This is a genomic window from Vibrio harveyi NBRC 15634 = ATCC 14126 = KCTC 12724 (assembly GCF_001591145.1).
GTDB lineage: Bacteria > Pseudomonadota > Gammaproteobacteria > Enterobacterales > Vibrionaceae > Vibrio > Vibrio harveyi.
Map to the genome: position 1 here is coordinate 101,155 of NZ_BCUF01000010.1, position 17,322 is coordinate 118,476.

Consider the following 17,322-nt stretch of genomic DNA (forward strand, 5'->3'; position numbering starts at 1 on the left):
CTATTCAAGCCACATGTTTTTCAAAGACATCACACCCATTCGGTCAGTTTCTGCTCCATGCAGTTCTTCAGATTGAGAGTAGACAATGTGCTCTCTCCAAAGCGGCGCATAATGGTAGTTCTGTATCAACCAATCCTCCGCTCGGAATAGCTTCTCTAGCAATCCATGACTGTCTTCACTTTCACGCATCAATCCATCAACGAACTGCACTAAACTGTTTTTCTCTTTCTCGCTCAAACATCGAGTAAACGCGTCACTGGCAAGCATCCACTCGTAATACTGATAAGCTCGGTCATCGCCAAATACGTAACAACCATAACCGACATCAGCGATCGCACGTTTCTCGTCGTCTGGACTTTGAATCGTCCACTCAACACCAAGCTCGGAAAGTATCTCAATGAGTGGAGCAAGCTCTGCTTTTAAGTTCTCACGAATTTCGATCACCACTGGACGCTTTGGCTTTGTCATTTGGCTTTCAAACAAGTGAAAACCTTTGTCTTGGTGCTCGTTCATCAGACTATTTGCTAACTCTACGCGATGATCAGCATGCTTTCTAAAGTGATGAACAATCCAAGCACGCTCTTGCTTGCTCAATTGGTTTTTGTGGTAGAAAAAATGAAGGACAGAACAACCATTTTGCTTACTGTGATCATCTCCGACATTATCAAGATGAATCGCGCGCTGCATTTGCTGAATGTGCGCATGACCCACTTTACTACAGGGTGACAATGACCAAAATTCAGCCATATCAATCAACCCTCCAATGCCAAAATACCGAGGATTTCTTTTGAGTGTCCAATGGTGACTCTCCAATCGTTCCGCATAATAGGGACCTGTTCCAATAGGCTTATGTGGCTGTTCACAATCCATAATTGCCGTGTGTTTGTCACACAATAAATTGAGGAATACAGGGTCATTTTGACGTAGATAAAACGTCACCCATTGCCCTTCGACATTGATAGAATCAAGGTGGCGAAACAAGACCGAAAACGGATGAGCCTCGTTTAATCTTCGCTCAAAGTTCGCTTTAATATCAGTGCCGCTCAATCGCTTGCCATTGTGGAAAGTCACATCACTACGCAAGCGAATTCGAACGTGATCACCCTTATTTTCAAATGCGTGCGCAAGTTCGGGCAAGATGCTTTGAGAGTGAGGGTCAAAACGCAGCAATGTATTGTAAATGCTATCTATTAGCATCACCGAACGCACAGAGTGAGCTTGATGTGGTCGCCACTCTGGTAATTGATAAGGTGCGATATAAACAAGGGTATTTTGCTTGTTCAGTTCGGTTTGCGCATCACCCAACCACAGAGGCAAGTTCTCTTGAAACACCAATTCGCCATCAAACTGCTCTGCAAGTTGATGTGCTTGGTTGATTTTTCCCGCTTTAACCCACTCTTCTAATGCCTGCTTTAACGCCTCTTCAAACGTCACAAGTAGTGTGAGCGTGGACACGTTTCCCCGCCCCTTACCCGGAGCCCAAGTCACCCAACCATATGATTCCATTGCCACCATTAATTTACTGACATTTCGATCGCTACATTGCAGTTGTTCTGCTAGTGATGCGATGGTGACCGGCTTTCTCTCCTGAGTTTGATAGTGCCGACTCAATTGACGTAAGCGGCTCAAATGCGAGGTAGATTTAAAAGATGAACTATCCATATTCATGTGTTCGTTATTTGTTCCCAATTAGACTTTCATACTATCTCTAAAGTCATACAGGAGGTCAATATGAATACCATTTACTACTCTTACTATACATTAAGTGCCGAGCGCCATCGAAATACACCAAAACCAGAACCAGTAAGAACCAACCAATCTAGAGTGAGTTCATTCTTTCAAACTGTGTTTTCGATCTTACTCTTTGTGTAAGCACGGAGCGTGATAAGGAGCGCCCGACGCGCTCCTTTTTGTTTCACTGTTTCACTAGTGTGGTGCTAGCCGGTTTTCTTTTGCTTGACGAAGGCATTAACGTAGCACTCAACAGTGCGATCCCCATCCCACCGGCAAGGATGAAATACATCAACACAAACTCTTGTGTATGAGCATAAGTAGAAGCAATAAGCCAATACGCGATAGGTCCGGTACTAAAGCTTAATGTGTACTTAACGGCGTAGGTCCTAGAGCGCCATTTCGCATCGGAATAACGGCCAATAAGCCAATCGTTCACCGGTATTTGCGCGTACGTACACAACATCAAACCAACAAACACCAGAACCAAAGACCATTCATGAGTAATCGTCGCCAATAGCAGGAATAACAGCTGCCCACCAGTAATGCAGGCGAGCAGCTTCTTGATATCAACACGATCTATCAACTCACCCACAACAAGCTGAATAAACGCAGCACAGACAAAAATAGAGGTGGTCAACGTGCTTGAAAGGCTCAATGATTGGCTAAACTGTACGTCCATGATTTTTGGTAACGAGGTCGTAGTAGATTGAAAGACCAAACCACCGAAGAAGACAATCACCGCCACACAAGCGAACAGCACTTTGAGTTGTCGCAAAGGTATCGTTACGCCGTCACGTATATTTTTCACATGTTCGATACCGGTAACGTCTTTCGATGCAAACCAGTACATGACGCCAGTTAACAAACATACGATACCTGGAATATAAAATGCGGCTTGCCAAGAGAACCATTGGCATAACAAAGCGGTCCCCATTGCCGCAAATGCCAAACCTAAGTTGCCTGCCAGCCCATTTACCGCGATAGCCCTGCCTGTTTTGTTTGCAGAGCTGAAGATAAGTGCAATACCAACAGGATGATAAATCGCGGCAAACAAGGCAATGGCACAAAGCCCCAATCCCATTTGCCATGGCGTTTGCGCGAGAGTGGTAAGTAACGCAGAGATGCCCATCCCAAAGTAGAAAACGATCATCATGCCTTTTCGGCTCCAACGATCCGCTAGCCAACCAGCCGGTAGCGACATCACGCCATAAACCAGCATGGCTGCACTTCCTACTTGAAGTAGTGTGGCGTAACTCATGTTCCATTCTTTATGCAGCGTTAGTACGACAGAAGGAAAAATGAGCAAGAAATAATGATTAAGTGAGTGCCCCACATTAAGGACACCCGCGTGAATTGAGCGGTTCATCTCGACTCCAAACAAAATAACGGAAAGCTAATTAATGACAAGCTCAGTTTATCTGGCTAGCATTTGGCGTATAGATTCCATCGAGACAGGTTATTGCTCAAATGAGCCAAAACGTCAAAGCCATCAGTTTGGACGCCAGTATCAATCGCTTAGAGGCGGTGGTCATTCCCAAACACTACCCTAACGGGCACATCATTGACTGGCATTGCCACCAACATAACCAATTGGTGTACGCCAGCAGTGGAGTGATGGCGGTCGAGACAGAATTGAAGTTATGGGTCGTTCCGCCTCAAAGGGCTGTGTGGATCCCAGCGTATGAGAAACACAAGGTGTACATATATGGGGATGCGGCGATGAAAAACGTTTACTTGTTGCCAAGCATCGATATTGAGCTGCCAAATCAGAGTGATGTTCTCAATGTGTCACCAATGCTGCGTGAGATGATCATTCATCTTTCTGAGCAACCTGCCGATCAAGCAACCACGGAACCGTATTGGCGTATTGTTCAGGTTTTGTTGGATCAGTTGAAAGTCGCGCCACAAGCGTCCATTCAAATCCCTCTTCCCAACAACGCTAAACTCGAACAAGTTTGTAACTCACTGTTGGAGACCCCTGCGGACAATCGTTCACTAAAGCAATGGGCAGAAGAAATTAACGTCAGCAGCCGTACTTTGAGCCGCTTGTTTCGTAATGAAGTTGGCATGTCTTTCATCGAGTATCGTCAACAAGCAAGATTATTCCACTCTCTGACTTTGTTGGCGCAATCTCACCCTGTCACTACCGTTGCATTTGAGTGCGGCTTTACGAGCGTAAGTGCTTTTAATCATCTATTCAAACAAAGCTTTGGGGTGACACCGGGCCGCTTCTTCATCAATTGATATTGAGGACGAATAAAGCCCGTATTTGATGCAGAGTTCGAACGGTCGATACTCCGAGTACTTGACATCCTTATCATCTGAAGATTCTACCAGATACGCCGTTTGCGTATTTACTCACTAAAAAGACGTAAGTAATCAGAAAGATCGGTTAAAAATGTGCATTTTAGGCATTCCCATTCAGTCAGCAATAAATTAGACTCAAATCAATGCCCAAGAAGTTTGAATTATTGATAAAAAGGAATGCCCATGAGCTCAAGTATGATCCTTAATGAATCGCTGATTGTAAGTGGCCGAGATATCCCACTAAAAGAATTGTTGTATGCGAAACGTGTACTTGATAATTACATGGCAGTAGCAAAAGAAAGTAGTCCACTAGAACTGCTCACCGAAATGAAGTCTGCAGCAAAGCAAGTTGAATACTTCACCACTGACGATAACCCTTGCGAAGCACGTAATGTTATCAGTGGTATGATTGACCAAATCGACAGCGCAGAGTCTTTCGATGCCTTTAAATCACTGGCTGGTAAACCGTCTCAAGCGTTGAATGAACTGATTGAAGACCGAGCACAATTGATTAAACATGAACGTGAATTGCTATTAGCTTCAGGTTATGACGCTTCTCGCATCTAATCGACATCGAATTAGAGTTAATCCGTTCTGACGGATAGACACAAAAAAGGAGCTCATTGAGAGCTCCTTTTGTATTTCTGAATCGACCAAGCTGGGGAGTGAAAAGCGCTTGCTCTACAGTCCCATCTCTGCCGTAATGTCTTTGATCTGTTTTAGGTCCATCTTGTGAACTTCAATAAGTTGGTCAACTTGGCTTAAACGAGAATTTGCTTCATCGTGTCGGTCACACGCGTCTGATTTCACGTCCCAAGACTTGCCCTCTAGGAAAACGTCACACTCTTTTTTCAACGTTTCGATCTTAGGCAATAGCGATTCACGCTCCTTCTCTAGAGACTCCAACTCTTGCGAGATTTGCAGCTCCTTACGGAACACTTCACGTGAACGCTCAAAGATGGTCGCTTGCATATCGGCTTGGCGATTAAGCTTATCGTTTTCACTCTTAGTGGTACTTAGCGTCGCTTTCTGTTCTTTCACTTGTGACTCAAGTGAAATATTCACTTTTTCTACTTCAGTTAACTGCGCTTGAAGCGCTTTTAGTTCCGCTTTATGAGCTTCTTCTTTTTCTGCCAATAACGTAGCGACTTTTGCATCGATTTCTTTATCCAAGCTCGCTTCGCGTGTTTTCACTTGAGAAACCAAATCCGTCTTGTCTTGTGCTAGTGCTTGGTACTTTTCTTCCAACACTTGGTAAGTGGACTCCCACTTACTTGCTGTCATTGCCGACCCAGCCAAACCACCAAATGCCAAACCCAGTACTGCCGCAATGGCAATATAAATGTGGGTACGCTTATCGCGCTCCTCAATGACAACTACTTCGTCTTGATCTTCAATATTATTCTGAGAAGTCACCGTATCTTACTCCAAGGACTCTACCGGTTTGCTAGCGAGTGAGTTCCGCAATCATGATTGACGCGGTATAAATTAAAAATGCGCTGATCAGCGTAATGACCGTCGCTTTTTGGACTTTTTCATTGGTACGATAACGAAATAGCACAAACGCTAATCCAATCAATACCGCAATGGCTAACAATCTAGTCATACCGCCTCCTTGTCCAATAATGTGAACTTATCTGATTCCATAGACAGTTTCGCAAAGAAACATTGTAACCTATTTCTACGTCGCTTACGGTCAACTTAGCGTAGATTTTGAAGCGATTGCTCCCGTTTTGATCAATTTTCTATTCTAAACTGAATAACTTATCGACACAGCTCTACTCGCCCATCGTTCAATCGAATTAGATTTCGACCATCCATACAAGTAAACAATGAACAAAAGATTGACTCATTTGTTCAATTAATCGACAAACCTATGAAATTAAGCCCACAAAGTCCGCATAATGTGTTGAAAATAAATCGTCATTTGGTGTTGAAATGGTAACAAAACATGATAGAGTTCACACGTTAATGGTGACCAGCATCATTAACTAACCTTTACTCATTTAATTGAGTAAATGTTCCGATGAAGACTGCAGGAGAGTGGTTATTAACTAAATTTTAACATTTAGTTAGGGTAACTCGCCGAAGAATTAACTATTTCAGGTGCTACCTTGGTAGCGGGGACTGTAGTTGGAGGAACCTCTGGAGAGAACCGTTAAATCGGTCGCCGAAGGAGCAAGTCCCGCACATGTGTGCGGGGTGAAACTCTCAGGCAAAAGGACAGAGGAGTGGAAAGTAACAACCTAACTATTTGGCGTTCCCGCCTTATTTTGTTTTGAATAGCATAGCTATTAGAGATCCTTGATCTCGTCCTTTCCCTCTTCTCCTTATTAGTTGTTTTATTAAGGGGAAATCATGAACGACCTACAATCTTTACTTCAAACCATTGATAACTTTGTCTGGGGTCCGCCACTGCTGCTTTTGCTTGTGGGAACCGGTGTTTACTTCACTTTTAGCCTAGGCTTGATCCAATTTAAACACCTACCAACTGCGTTAGCGATGGTATTCAGTAAAGATAAGTCATCTGATAAACAGGGTGACGTTTCTAGCTTTGCAGCGCTATGTACTGCGCTGTCTGCAACTATTGGTACAGGTAACATTGTTGGTGTTGCAACAGCAATCAAACTTGGTGGTCCTGGTGCCCTATTCTGGATGTGGCTAGCTGCCCTATTTGGAATGGCAACCAAATACGCTGAGTGTCTTCTTGCTGTGAAATACCGTCGTGTTGACGACAAAGGCCAAATGATTGGTGGTCCTATGTACTACCTGCAATATGGTGTTGGCTCGAAAGCGCTAGCTATCATGTTCGCGGTATTTGCACTGGGCGTAGCCTGTTTTGGTATCGGTACCTTCCCTCAAGTGAATGCAATTCTTGATGCAAGTGAGATTTCTCTTGGTGTAAACCGCGAGCTGTCTGCCTTCATCCTGACGCTATTAGTGGCATTCGTAACCTTGGGTGGTATTAAGTCGATCGCTAGCGTTGCAGGTAAAGTCGTGCCAGCAATGGCGCTGTTTTATGTGCTAGCGTGTTTGAGTGTGATCATCATGAATGCAGACCAATTGCTAAATGCAGTTGAGCTTGTATTGGTGTCTGCATTTACTTCGACAGCGGCAACTGGTGGTTTCTTGGGTGCAAGTATTATGCTGGCAATCCAATCTGGTATCGCTCGTGGCGTATTCTCAAACGAATCTGGTTTGGGTAGTGCGCCTATGGCTGCGGCGGCTGCGAAAACGGATTCTTGTGTTAAACAAGGTCTGATTTCTATGACGGGTACCTTCTTCGATACCATCATCATTTGTACGATGACTGGTCTTGCTTTGATCCTTACGGGTGCATGGCAAAGTGACCTTGCAGGTGCAGCGATGACAACACACGCATTTGCGGTTGGTCTTAACGCAGAGACATTAGGTCCAATGCTGGTATCTATCGGTCTTATGTTCTTCGCATTTACCACCATTCTTGGCTGGAACTACTACGGTGAGCGCTGTGTTGTATTCCTATTCGGTACAAAAGCAGTACTTCCGTACAAACTGATTTTTGTTGGTTTGGTGGCTTCAGGTGCTTTCCTTCACCTAGATATGATTTGGCTACTGGCTGATATCGTAAACGGTCTAATGGCAATCCCTAACCTAATTGGTTTAATTGCTCTGCGCCACGTGGTGTTGGAAGAGACAAAACTGTTCTTCAAACCGTCTTCTCAATCAGATGATTTTGATGCAGTAAAAGCCTAATCCAAGTTAGAAACGTGAAGTTCACTTTAATTAAGAGCCCCCTAAGTTGAATGACTTAGGGGGCTCTTCTTATATAGGTATACCCAAGTGACTTCAAGATGCAGGATTCAGAGCGTTGTCATTGATTCGAGAGTAAGGAAAACGACGCAGTGTAATAACTAGATCTTTAAATCGCCGCCACGTCTACAAACCAAGTCATTCTCGCTGAACCTAGCATCTCGAGGTTACTTGGGTATATTACATTTTACTGCGATACCTTCGCTTTAGAAAAAGCCTAGCGGATTGACGTCGTAGCTGATTAATAGGTTCTTCGTGTTCTGGTAGTGATCGAGCATCATCTTATGGGTTTCTCGACCAATGCCTGATTTTTTGTAGCCTCCGAACGCAGCATGTGCAGGATACGCGTGATAGCAGTTAATCCAAATGCGCCCTGCTTCGATATTACGCCCCATGCGGTAAGCAAGGTTTTGGTCGCGCGTCCACACACCAGCACCCAAACCATATTCCGTGTCATTGGCAATCGCTAGCGCCTCTGCTTCGTCTTTAAAAGTAGTCACAGCAATGACCGGACCAAAGATCTCTTCTTGGAATACGCGCATCTTATTGTGACCTTGTAACAAAGTCGGTTGAATGTAGTAGCCTTGCTCCAAGTCGTTTTCCTGTTTCGCCACATCACCACCAAACACGACTTTGGCCCCTTCTTGGCGTCCGATTTCTAGGTAGCTCAGGATCTTATCGAATTGTTCTTGCGATGCCTGTGCCCCCACCTGAGTGTCAGTATCTAATGGGTTACCTTGTTTAATGGTCTTCGCGCGCTCCGCAACCTTCGCAATAAACTTGTCGTACACAGATTCATGTACCAAGACACGTGATGGACAGGTACACACCTCTCCTTGGTTAAAGAACGCAAGCAGCGTGCCTTCAATACACTTATCTAGGTATTCATCTTCATGATCAAACACATCTGGGAAGTAGATATTTGGAGACTTACCACCAAGCTCAACGGTTGATGGAATGAGATTCTCTGCTGCGCATTTTAAGATATGGTTACCTACTTCGGTTGAGCCCGTGAATGCCAGCTTTGCAATTCGGTTACTGGTTGCTAGTGCTTGCCCTGCTTCTGAGCCAAAACCGTTGACCACGTTCACCACGCCTGCTGGCAAGAGATCACCAATCTTTTCCATCAGAACGAGAATCGAAGTTGGCGTTTGTTCGGCAGGTTTGAGCACCACACAACAGCCAGCAGCCAACGCAGGAGCAAGCTTCCACGCCGCCATCAACATTGGAAAATTCCAAGGAATGATCTGTCCTACAACGCCAATTGGTTCAGGGAAATGGTAGCTTGCAGTGTGTTCATCAAGCTCAGCCGCACTGCCTTCTTGAGCACGGATACAGCCTGCGAAGTAACGGAAATGGTCGACCACTAAAGGAAGATCCGCCGCCAGTGTTTCGCGCACAGGTTTACCATTTTCCCATGTCTCTGCTACCGCAAGTTCTTCAAGGTTTTGTTCAATGCGGTCTGCTATTTTCAGTAGAATGTTGGCACGCTCAGTAACGCTGGTTTTGGCCCATTTTGCTCTTACATTGTGCGCTGCATCCAATGCAAGGTTGATGTCTGCCTCGCTAGAACGAGCAACCTTACAATACGCTTGACCATTGATTGGTGACGTATTATCGAAGTACTCCCCACCCCTCGGTTTCACCCATTCGCCACCGATGTAGTTGTCGTAATGTGATTTAAAATTCACGACGGTATTTTCACTACCTGGCTGTGCATAGATCATAACTCTTCCTTTTGTTCTCGTTCAGTTTTTTGTTTTAAACAACCGAGTGTTCAACTCAGCGATGTTGTCACTTCATTACTCAAGTCACATGCCAACAACACACGTCTTGTTGTTAATTAAATGTAAAACTATGATTGCCAAGCGATAACAAACTAAGTGAGTGACGTTTGAGCGGATGTATGGTGTGAACACCAGTGTTCAAGTGTTCCAAAATGGCACACCCTCACTGTGACAAAATGGTACAGTCATGGAACTTCAACACATTACCAACAACAACTGGCTTTCTACTTCATGGGACAGAAGTGAACAAGCGGGTTTAAAACAGCGACGTCGACCTGACGATATTCGCGTCACTTCTGCGTTTCTGCAGGACAGGCGCCACCAGCTTAACTTCTTAATCGATGCCGTGAAGCGGTTTGCCCTGCCTTTGTTTAATCAGTTGTTTGCGCACAGCGACAGTCGGTTAATACTGACCGATGCGGATGGCGTGATCATCGGTAGCTGGGGGCAACCTAAATTCCGAGAAAAACTGACCGAAATTGCGCTCAGTTCTGGCGCGTGCTGGCAAGAAAAACTGAAAGGCACCAACGCCATTGGCACTGCGTTAGTAGAAGCCAAACCGGTGTCTGTTATTGGTGATCAGCACTTTATTCAACATCATCGCTTTATCAGTTGCTCAGCAAGTCCAATCTTTGATCATTTGGGTAACTTAATGGGCGTGTTGGACATTACCAGCGAAGAGAAAAAGCACGATTTCTCAACGCAAGTACTGGTCCAGAATATGGTTCAGCAAGTCGAAAACCAACTCCTCAATCAAATCCCTCAAGGACATATTCGAGTCGATTTAGCATGCGAAAAAGGGTTACTCAGCAGTGGGTGGCAAGGCATTATCATCGCCAATGAGGAAGGGCAAATCCTTGCGCATAACCAAGTTGCCTCGCAATTGCTTGATCAACCGAATGTGATTGGACAATCTCTGGATTCGATACTCGATAATTCGCTAAGCCGTCAATCACTGGTGTTTAAAACTCAACCTCTGTCAGAGAGTAAAACGTCTTCCCGCTCTCTTTCTGCATCCAACGATCTTCATTATGGCGACACCACGGTCGAGCATTGTTGGCAACAAGCAAATCGCGTTATCGACAAAGACATTAGCTTACTTATTCTTGGAGAAACCGGTGTAGGGAAAAACGAATTCGTCAAAGCGTTACACAAAAACAGCCAACGTAAGAGTGGTCCTTTGGTATCAGTTAACTGTGGGGCATTACCTAAAGACTTAGTTGAATCTGAACTGTTTGGTTATGTTGCAGGCGCATTTACTGGTGCAAACAGCAAAGGATACCAAGGTAAAATCCGCCAAGCGCACAACGGCATCTTGTTCTTAGATGAGATTGCAGATTTGCCTCTAGAAGCGCAAAGCCGCCTACTCCACGTACTACAAGACAAAACCGTACTTCCTGTTGGTTCAAACCAAAGCATCCAAGTTGATACGCAAATCATCGCCGCAACACACAAAGACTTAGAGTTGTTGATTGAACAAGGCGCATTTCGTCAGGATCTTTACTACCGCCTCAACGGACTTATCGTCGAACTACCTCGCTTTGAAGAGCGCAATGATAAGCAAGCACTGATTGAGAACATTCATCGACGCCACTCTGACTCGGAACAGACCATTTGTCCCCACCTTCTTTCATTGATGATGACTTACGTGTGGCCTGGCAATCTGCGAGAACTCGATAGCTTAATCAAAGTCTCTTCATTGATGGCGCAAGGAGAGCCGCAACTAGAACTTAGCCATGTGCCAAATCATCTTGCTAATAAGCTTAGTCATACCAGTATGATTGAAGACGTTAGCGTGCCGAAAACCAAAGATATGCGTTCGACTGTCGAAGATAAGCTGGTAAAAACTTATCAAGCGAACCAAGGTAATATCAGCAAAACCTCACGCATGTTGGGATTAAGCCGCAATACCATTTATCGCAAGCTTAAAAGCCTTGGGATGCTAAAGTGATAGATGTTCAGAGATAAAAAAAGAGCACCGCTTCGGGTGCTCTTCTTATTTTGAAACCTAGCCTTACAGTCCGCCTTCTTGCTGCGCCTGTTTTACTAAAGCCTGACGTTGAGTTTCCGTTTCAGATATCACTTTCTGTTCCTTGTGCGTTTCCTGATCCATATCAGTCGGAATGAAAACAAAGTACTTGTTAAGAGTCATCGTAAGAACCTCAATTATTAGTGTTAAATCACCTTCTTGGTAAATGTAAACAACACCAGCAAAAACAACTTATGCCGGATCCTTGTTGTAGGTTTCAAAAAATAGAGGATGTTTGACCATCAAACATCCTCCATATGCAACCTAATTATAGGATGAGTTCAAGGGCTTACCTAGCACTGTTTTTCACCTTTTACGCAATCTTAGTTTCGCCTTCCGATTGAGCACATCATACTCTTACAAGCTAACCCCATGTCACAAAAGGAAAAATTGTTTTAAATTTTATTGGAACAGAGGATGAGAGACACCGATACTTAAAGCTCAATAACCTCAGGTACTGAGCTCGTGAAAAATACTATTGATTTGAATTTGTATCGCTTTCTTTATCTACTCAGCCAGCAAAAATCGCAGGCGAAAGTGTGTCATACCCTCGACATTAGCAAAGCGACATTCACACGACAATTGGCTGAATGTCGTCAAAGATTTGATAACGAACTCTTCAATGCAGAAAAAGGCATTTATACCCCAACCCTGCTTTGCCAGCAGCTGTGTGAAGTCATCTGCGAACCATTAGAACGCCTAGAACAAATCCCCCAGCTGGCACAAAGCTTCAATGCTAATCAGCAAGCCAATGAGTACATATTCAGCATCATTAATCCGTTATCTGGCATGTTGACGACCCCCTTAGTCTCCGCCCTTACAACGGAAGATCAAAAGCCGAAGATTTCATTTATTGATTGGTCGATAGAAAGTATCGAAAACCCAAAACGAGGTGCCGTCGTCATTGGAATTGGCGGTTTTCCAAATGAGCTCAATGAGAGAATGGTTGAGCGCAAAGTTGCTTCTGTTCCCATCTTTGCGTACGTGAATGATCAACACCCACTTAGCCAACATAACGAGCTAGAGCTAAGTGACATTGAAAACCTCGAGACGGTGCGCGTGTCTATGGGCTCTCTTGATGTCAGTGCGTACTATGAACGAATGCGAAAACTCACTGGGGTAAATTTGGAACAGAAACTAACGGTCTCTTCTATGGCGGCAGCGCTTGATTGCGTAAAAGTCAGCCCGTATGTATTTGTCGGGATGCACATTAACGATGATGCCCTACCAGAGGACGTTCTCCGATTGCCGTTAAGGCTGAATGCTAAACCAATGATGTTTGATGTAGGCGTTCAATATCACCGAGCATTCTACCAGCACCCGATCATTGCTCAGGTAGAAGCCTTTATTAAACAAGCACTGCAAGAAACAAATTAGAACGACTATCACTTGTCGTCGCAAATAGACAATCCCTCAAACAAGACCAGACAAAGCCGCAACAGAGCCATAAGAACAAGCCAAAAACAAGCAACCGGTCTATCAATTGACCGGTTGCCTCTTCAATTATCTTACTTCACTTCCGTGATATCACTAGGCTTCCACGAGCCGTCATACCAAGGTTCTAATGGACCGTAGACACGCAAGATAGTGAACCAACCTTTGTTCGGCACAGTCTCAATCCAGTTTGCTTCTTTGCCTTTTGGTGCTTTCGGACCAAAATACAAATCAATCGAGCCATCTGCATTTGTCATCATGTCATCGCGTTTGTCATTCTTACTCGGGAAAGGTTGACTGGTCTGTAATTCTGAACGCGTTTGTGTATCGTAAGCCACAACTGACCAGAAGTTCTTCGCCGGAACATTCGCAGGAATGGTCAGCTTGTAGTTTTTGCTGCCATCAAAGAACTCTCCCTGAGCAGATTTATCAACGATTGCGTACTTAGAACCTTTACCAACCATTTTGAGCGCCATTGCCGGCGTATTAACCGTCGCCATATAGAAGAAATAAGTGCGCGCATCTAGGTTGCGACCACCGTTGCCTTCTTCAATCAGCCATTGGTAATCATTACCAATGAACGCTGTCTTCCAATTACGATCATCCCAAATGTAAGCGTTCTGGGTACGAGGATTAAACATCAACGCTCGTGCGGTTGCATTACCTATTGCTGCACCATCTTCCAATATGCTCTGCATTCGTGCATCTGGGGCAAACGGCTTACCTTTTTGTATGCCGATGGTCGCTATCAGTCCACGCATTTCTGGGTCGATAAACTCAATCGGTTCTTTGTCGATCACCGTTTTGATTTCATCGTAAAAATGGTCATCATTTGCATGAATGGTATTAAACGATTTACCACTACCAGAGATGAATTCCATCTTCGGCGGCTCGCCTTTCTTAGATAATGGATAAATCTTTAAACCACTATGGTATGAATTCACCGCCGCGTCTGTTTTACCGTCTTTCAAAAAGCCACGAGCAATAAACCAGTTCACATAACTTGTTGATTGAGAAACGTGATAACCCTCTGGCACTGGACCTTCATAGTTCGGAGGCAAAATAAGGTATTTGCCACCCTCACCTTTATCTGGTCCTACAACACCCATGTCCGTCACAAAACGAAAGAATGCATCATTGACGGTCGTTGGTCCCATACCCGGTGGGATTTCAACCACTGTTGGACCATCACGCTCGAGATCGAGAAATGCGGACGCGTATACCGTATCTGTATTTCCGGTTAAGAACAGCGGATTCGAATCCATCAGATCATCAAACAGCATCACCTGATTGGATGTGGTTAACCCCATTTTCTCATGCCCGACTCTTAACGCTTCCAGGGATGCCATAGGAATCGCGTTCATAAACACTTCTGTTGCTCGCATGGTATCGAGGTTGTTGTATAGCGTATCCATCGTCTGCTGGCTTGGTACGCCATCCTTGAAATTCAAAGTACCAATGCTGGTTTCAACCTTATCAGGTGTCATGATACTGGTAGGAATATCTGTATTGTACGCATTCGTGCTTGCCAGAACAGATGATGAAACCAGTAGGCTAGTGATAACAACGACACGTTTAAGTTGAGTCTTGAACATAAGAGTTTCCTGCTTTGTCAATGGGGATGCATTAACTGTAGCCAAAGATGGGAATCAATTTTGACGTTCAGCAGAATCAAAAATGTTGGCATAGACAATGAGCAATGAAACTCATATAAAATCACAAGTAAAAAACTGTCTACCAGGTCAATATTTAATCTTTTTTGAGAAATATTTAGCCTGTTTTTTGGGTAAATTCCCCCCAGAAGAGAGACAATACGAATGCGGAGTGAAAGCACTCTGGTTCTACCCACTAAGCTTTGGGAGGCGTTATGAAAAGTAACAAACTTGGTCATGTAATGTCATTCAGCAGAATGTTTTCCTTCATTGCCTTTCTGACTGCCACATTCGCTTGGGTATTAAGTATGTATGCCCTCTTCACGGTTTCCGTCGTGGCACTCTTCGTCAGCGGACTGCTCTACTTGAATGACAAGTTCGGTCATCACCCAAAAGGCAGTACAAAAGAAAAGAGCGCTTAGGCGCTCTTTGAGTTTCAAGCTCTTACATAGCACTAATATCACTCTGTCCGTTCGTTTCAGCCTATTGTCTTTATTTATTCCCAAGTGACTTCAAGATCCAGAATTCAGGGCGAGGTTACTTGGGATAGGGACGATTTTCTGCCCATATTTGCATTTGGTGATATCACCCCACTTACCCCGTCAGTTTATGAACGACGTAAAAAAGCCACTGTCTTTAACTCAAAACAGTGGCTTTCATGCTTGCCTTAGCCAATTCCATTTGGCTACAACCAATGATTAGTTAGCTGGACGCCAAACGCCCCACTTATCTTTTTGGTAAGCCGCTTGTGGGTTATCACCACCTTTAATCCACCATTGTGCTTTCCAATTTTGGTCAGCATACGCGACAACTTCACCACCTAGGTAAGTTTTTGCTGAATCCCATGCGTCATCGCTTGGGTCTGGTGTTGGATCAGGATCTGGCGTTGGCTCAGGGTCTACACCACCATCGTCGACAATCACTTCAAACGTAAATGTCTCTGCACGTTCGCTGTTTACTGCGTTCGCAACAAACGACAAGGTCTCATTCTGCGTAATCGCACGAGTATCAACGACAATCGACGCAGTGCCGTTATTTTGAATACTCACAGAAGAGCCTTGAGTTTGAGTTAAGTTCGCAGCTTCGCTGGTAGAAATCACCACTTTGTCCCCAGCGCTAACTACTTTGTCGCTCTTCACTAACTCGTAGATGTCACCTGCCAATGGTTCAACATTACCGTCATCACCATCAATCACTGAAATCACACCCGACGCTCGACCATCTTTCGAGTTAAAGAAGTTGCGTGATGGATCGTTTTGGAAGTACATGTAATGAGACATTTCTTCATGCCAATCACCAATGAACACCGCTCCATCTTTGAACTCTTCGTGCCAACCATTGATCTCTGACGCCAATAGACGTTGCCAGTCGTTGATGTTCGATGAATTCACTTCAATATCGAAGCTACGTGCAACATCTCCGTATTTATTGATGATGTCATACTTAACCGTATCACCAAGGTCTGGACCAACAAAATTAACTGGGATGTATAGCTCACCTTTCACGAGATCTGGTTGAGGTGTTGGCTCTGGTGGAGGCGTTTCGCCGCCCACAATAGTGATGTCAGAACAGTTGTAGAAGCCTTCACCCGCCGCATCGTTACGCTGCCAGCGCACAAAAAGAATCGCGTCGCCTGAACGATCAGAAGGGATGGTCACATTCATGCGGTATTTACCACCTTCAACTGGGACATTACCTTCGGTTTGAATCAAATCAAGATCGCTCCACGCCAACGCTTTGCTTAGGTCTGCATTTGGTTTGGTTAGGTAAAACTCCCAAAAAGACGGGTTATGTGGTGCCGTCGCATTAAATACAAATTCGAATGTACCCGTATTTAGCTCTGTGCGAGTCCACGCGGTGTGTGGTGCGCCCATGCCCTTTTTCTGAGGGTCATTTGCGTAACACAACGTACCATCTGGAATCGCCGCTTTCACTGCTGCCATATTGTTGTAATCGGTAATGTTCTTCGCATACTCGTTGCGCTGAACAAACGGATAGGTACCAGAAATTTCTTTTGCTTGAGCACAAGCTGCATTTGGTGGGTTACCTGACCAAATTCCGCCTTGCTCGTAACACGTGTTTTGACGTGCACTAGGAAACTCTGACCAGCCATGAGCATTGGCTGCTGTTGGCAAGCCAGATAGCATTGCCATACCTACTGCTGCTTTAAGAATGTTTTTATTTGCTTTCACTTTTTCACTCTCTACCATTTTATTATGCAAGTCAGCCACAACGGATACTTTATAACCACTGTCACCTATTGCGTGTTTATAGTTTTAATCTGGAAACAGTTAAAAAGAATATACGTAAATTTTATCAATGAAAGTTTTGAGGTTATTGATAGGAATTAACATCACAATTTTAAATACCCTGACATTAACTAACCGAATTATCATCAAAGCAATATAACCCTATTTTTCATTAACTTATAAGGCTATAAAATTTCAAAACATATTTATAATTAGAGTAATTACGTTATTAAACAAACTTATAATAAACATTAAATGCACTTAACGAATCTGTGATTCACTGTCCACTTTTAAAACTTGAGCAAAATACATTAAATATCAATAAGACAAACACTAAT

The 17,322-nt window shown here is 44.2% G+C and carries 15 protein-coding genes and 1 riboswitch; of the genes, 7 read left to right on the plus strand and 8 right to left on the minus strand.

From position 1 onward, the window contains the following. Nucleotides 1–1,668: an SgrR family transcriptional regulator gene (locus VHA02S_RS07775; RefSeq protein ID WP_080640448.1), complete on the minus strand. Its 1,668-nt coding sequence runs from the start codon at nucleotides 1,666–1,668 to the stop codon at nucleotides 1–3. Nucleotides 1,669–1,731: 63 nt separating this feature from the next. Here VHA02S_RS07775 and VHA02S_RS25755 point away from each other — a divergent pair, with 63 nt between their 5' ends. Next, nucleotides 1,732–1,872, plus strand: a complete 141-nt coding sequence (locus tag VHA02S_RS25755; RefSeq protein WP_155484980.1) for a hypothetical protein — start codon at nucleotides 1,732–1,734, stop codon at nucleotides 1,870–1,872. 43 nt (nucleotides 1,873–1,915) lie between these two features. On the opposite strand, the gene VHA02S_RS07780 is transcribed toward VHA02S_RS25755, so the two are convergent. Continuing rightward, nucleotides 1,916–3,100 (minus strand): MFS transporter, encoded by a 1,185-nt coding sequence (locus tag VHA02S_RS07780; protein WP_038899695.1) that lies wholly within the window; start codon nucleotides 3,098–3,100, stop codon nucleotides 1,916–1,918. 101 nt (nucleotides 3,101–3,201) lie between these two features. On the opposite strand from VHA02S_RS07780, the gene VHA02S_RS07785 reads away from it, so the two are divergent. Next, nucleotides 3,202–3,978: an AraC family transcriptional regulator gene (locus VHA02S_RS07785; protein WP_038899693.1), complete on the plus strand. Its 777-nt coding sequence runs from the start codon at nucleotides 3,202–3,204 to the stop codon at nucleotides 3,976–3,978. Between the two features lie 246 nt (nucleotides 3,979–4,224). Further along, nucleotides 4,225–4,608 (plus strand): hypothetical protein, encoded by a 384-nt coding sequence (locus VHA02S_RS07790; protein ID WP_005446079.1) that lies wholly within the window; start codon nucleotides 4,225–4,227, stop codon nucleotides 4,606–4,608. Between the two features lie 114 nt (nucleotides 4,609–4,722). Here the strand turns inward: VHA02S_RS07790 and VHA02S_RS07795 are convergent, their stop codons facing one another. Both VHA02S_RS07795 and VHA02S_RS26120 read right to left on the minus strand, forming a co-directional pair. Further along, the gene (locus VHA02S_RS07795) at nucleotides 4,723–5,457 is read right to left on the minus strand and encodes a hypothetical protein (protein ID WP_009702107.1); all 735 of its coding nucleotides are present in this window, start codon (nucleotides 5,455–5,457) and stop codon (nucleotides 4,723–4,725) included. 31 nt (nucleotides 5,458–5,488) lie between these two features. After that, nucleotides 5,489–5,647, minus strand: a complete 159-nt coding sequence (locus tag VHA02S_RS26120; protein ID WP_005446082.1) for a hypothetical protein — start codon at nucleotides 5,645–5,647, stop codon at nucleotides 5,489–5,491. 529 nt (nucleotides 5,648–6,176) lie between these two features. Next, nucleotides 6,177–6,278, plus strand: a riboswitch (glycine riboswitch). A gap of 121 nt (nucleotides 6,279–6,399) precedes the next feature. Here VHA02S_RS26120 and VHA02S_RS07800 point away from each other — a divergent pair. Further along, on the plus strand, nucleotides 6,400–7,776 hold the full coding sequence (locus tag VHA02S_RS07800) for an alanine/glycine:cation symporter family protein (RefSeq protein ID WP_005446084.1): 1,377 nt from the start codon (nucleotides 6,400–6,402) through the stop codon (nucleotides 7,774–7,776). A 263-nt stretch (nucleotides 7,777–8,039) separates the two neighbouring features. Here the strand turns inward: VHA02S_RS07800 and exaC are convergent, their stop codons facing one another. Then, entirely contained in the window at nucleotides 8,040–9,560 is a 1,521-nt protein-coding gene (exaC, locus tag VHA02S_RS07805) for an acetaldehyde dehydrogenase ExaC (protein WP_038899692.1), read from the minus strand. Between the two features lie 247 nt (nucleotides 9,561–9,807). Here exaC and VHA02S_RS07810 point away from each other — a divergent pair, with 247 nt between their 5' ends. Then, nucleotides 9,808–11,571 (plus strand): sigma-54-dependent Fis family transcriptional regulator, encoded by a 1,764-nt coding sequence (locus VHA02S_RS07810; RefSeq protein ID WP_038899691.1) that lies wholly within the window; start codon nucleotides 9,808–9,810, stop codon nucleotides 11,569–11,571. A 63-nt stretch (nucleotides 11,572–11,634) separates the two neighbouring features. Here VHA02S_RS07810 and VHA02S_RS26125 read toward each other — a convergent pair whose 3' ends face one another. Continuing rightward, complete coding sequence (locus VHA02S_RS26125; RefSeq protein WP_005446090.1) at nucleotides 11,635–11,772, minus strand: hypothetical protein; 138 nt, start codon at nucleotides 11,770–11,772, stop codon at nucleotides 11,635–11,637. A gap of 342 nt (nucleotides 11,773–12,114) precedes the next feature. On the opposite strand from VHA02S_RS26125, the gene VHA02S_RS07815 reads away from it, so the two are divergent. Beyond that, entirely contained in the window at nucleotides 12,115–13,026 is a 912-nt protein-coding gene (locus VHA02S_RS07815) for a LysR family transcriptional regulator (RefSeq protein WP_038899690.1), read from the plus strand. A 131-nt stretch (nucleotides 13,027–13,157) separates the two neighbouring features. Here the strand turns inward: VHA02S_RS07815 and VHA02S_RS07820 are convergent, their stop codons facing one another. Next, the gene (locus VHA02S_RS07820) at nucleotides 13,158–14,678 is read right to left on the minus strand and encodes a DUF1254 domain-containing protein (RefSeq protein WP_038899689.1); all 1,521 of its coding nucleotides are present in this window, start codon (nucleotides 14,676–14,678) and stop codon (nucleotides 13,158–13,160) included. Nucleotides 14,679–14,950: 272 nt separating this feature from the next. Between VHA02S_RS07820 and VHA02S_RS07825 the strand changes: the two genes are divergently transcribed. Further along, nucleotides 14,951–15,157, plus strand: a complete 207-nt coding sequence (locus tag VHA02S_RS07825) for a hypothetical protein (protein WP_005446094.1) — start codon at nucleotides 14,951–14,953, stop codon at nucleotides 15,155–15,157. A gap of 276 nt (nucleotides 15,158–15,433) precedes the next feature. Here VHA02S_RS07825 and VHA02S_RS07830 read toward each other — a convergent pair whose 3' ends face one another. Beyond that, nucleotides 15,434–16,927 carry a lytic polysaccharide monooxygenase gene (locus VHA02S_RS07830; protein ID WP_009702734.1) on the minus strand — a complete coding sequence of 498 codons (1,494 nt, stop codon included), beginning with the start codon at nucleotides 16,925–16,927 and terminating at the stop codon, nucleotides 15,434–15,436. Nucleotides 16,928–17,322 lie beyond the last annotated feature (395 nt).

Coding starts and splice junctions, on each gene's coding strand:
- VHA02S_RS07775 (WP_080640448.1), bottom strand. CDS start 1,668: ATGAATATGGATAGTTCATCTTTTAAATCTACCTCGCATTTGAGCCGC.
- VHA02S_RS25755 (WP_155484980.1), top strand. CDS start 1,732: ATGAATACCATTTACTACTCTTACTATACATTAAGTGCCGAGCGCCAT.
- VHA02S_RS07780 (WP_038899695.1), bottom strand. CDS start 3,100: ATGAACCGCTCAATTCACGCGGGTGTCCTTAATGTGGGGCACTCACTT.
- VHA02S_RS07785 (WP_038899693.1), top strand. CDS start 3,202: ATGAGCCAAAACGTCAAAGCCATCAGTTTGGACGCCAGTATCAATCGC.
- VHA02S_RS07790 (WP_005446079.1), top strand. CDS start 4,225: ATGAGCTCAAGTATGATCCTTAATGAATCGCTGATTGTAAGTGGCCGA.
- VHA02S_RS26120 (WP_005446082.1), bottom strand. CDS start 5,647: ATGACTAGATTGTTAGCCATTGCGGTATTGATTGGATTAGCGTTTGTG.
- VHA02S_RS07800 (WP_005446084.1), top strand. CDS start 6,400: ATGAACGACCTACAATCTTTACTTCAAACCATTGATAACTTTGTCTGG.
- exaC (WP_038899692.1), bottom strand. CDS start 9,560: ATGATCTATGCACAGCCAGGTAGTGAAAATACCGTCGTGAATTTTAAA.
- VHA02S_RS07810 (WP_038899691.1), top strand. CDS start 9,808: ATGGAACTTCAACACATTACCAACAACAACTGGCTTTCTACTTCATGG.
- VHA02S_RS26125 (WP_005446090.1), bottom strand. CDS start 11,772: ATGACTCTTAACAAGTACTTTGTTTTCATTCCGACTGATATGGATCAG.
- VHA02S_RS07820 (WP_038899689.1), bottom strand. CDS start 14,678: ATGTTCAAGACTCAACTTAAACGTGTCGTTGTTATCACTAGCCTACTG.
- VHA02S_RS07825 (WP_005446094.1), top strand. CDS start 14,951: ATGAAAAGTAACAAACTTGGTCATGTAATGTCATTCAGCAGAATGTTT.